We start from the raw sequence: 904 nt of genomic DNA on the forward strand, positions 1-904 counted from the left end.
GCATCCCCGAATTTCAAGGAATACCTGCTTCGACTGGTGCATCTGGAAGCGCGCATGGCGTTACTGAAAACGCTGGGTGATACCGATACATCACAGCGGGCAGACAACCCCTGGACACCGGGCAAGGACGACACGCTGACCCGCCAAGACCAACGGCTATGCTTTCGCCACGCACCGGACAATGATCGTTATAATTCCTGTCTGCCTTTGCTGTGAATAAAAGTAAGCTNCCGCTTGAGCATGAAGCCTGTTGCATGAAGCGTGCAGTGTCTCCTGTTACATACTCCGTTGATTCACCCGCGCCATAAGCTGCTCGGCAGACTCCTTGCGCTCTGAATAACGATCGGTGAGGTAGTCACTGCGGTCACGGGTCAAGTAGGTGAACTTCACCAGTTCTTCCATCACATCCACGATGCGATCATAAAACCCTGACGGCTTCATACGATCATTCTCATCGAATTCCAGGAAGGCTTTCGGCACAGAAGATTGGTTGGGAATCGTAACCATGCGCATCCAACGCCCTAATACACGTAGCTGATTCACCGCGTTGAACGACTGGGAACCGCCGCTGATCTGCATCACCGCCAGGGTCTTGCCCTGGGTCGGGCGAACCGCCCCAATAGACAGGGGAATCCAGTCGATCTGTGCTTTCATGATGCCGGTCATGGCACCGTGACGCTCCGGCGAGCACCACACCATGCCTTCACTCCAGGTCACCAGATCACGCAGCTCCTGCACCTTGGGGTGTGCCACGTCTTCGCTGTCCGGTAACGGCAACCCATCGGCATGGAAAATTTTTGTTTCTGCGCCCATGGCCTCCAGCAAGCGCGCCGCCTCCATCACCACCAACCGACTGAAGGAACGGGTTCGCAACGATCCATACAGCAACAGAATGCGCGGCTTG

1 protein-coding gene and 1 pseudogene are annotated in these 904 nt (G+C 55.6%); one reads left to right on the forward strand and one right to left on the reverse strand.

Annotation, left to right across the window (positions count from 1 at the left end):
* Positions 1 to 216, forward strand: a pseudogene (locus tag A3754_RS27210) (hypothetical protein); the annotation flags it as partial.
* Positions 217 to 276: 60 nt separating this feature from the next.
* Here A3754_RS27210 and arsH read toward each other — a convergent pair.
* Positions 277 to 904, reverse strand: a 628-nt coding sequence (gene arsH / locus A3754_RS04340) for an arsenical resistance protein ArsH (protein WP_063518931.1), incomplete at its 5' end; no start/stop codon positions are given.

The sequence above is a fragment of the Alcanivorax sp. HI0083 genome, from assembly GCF_001635175.1.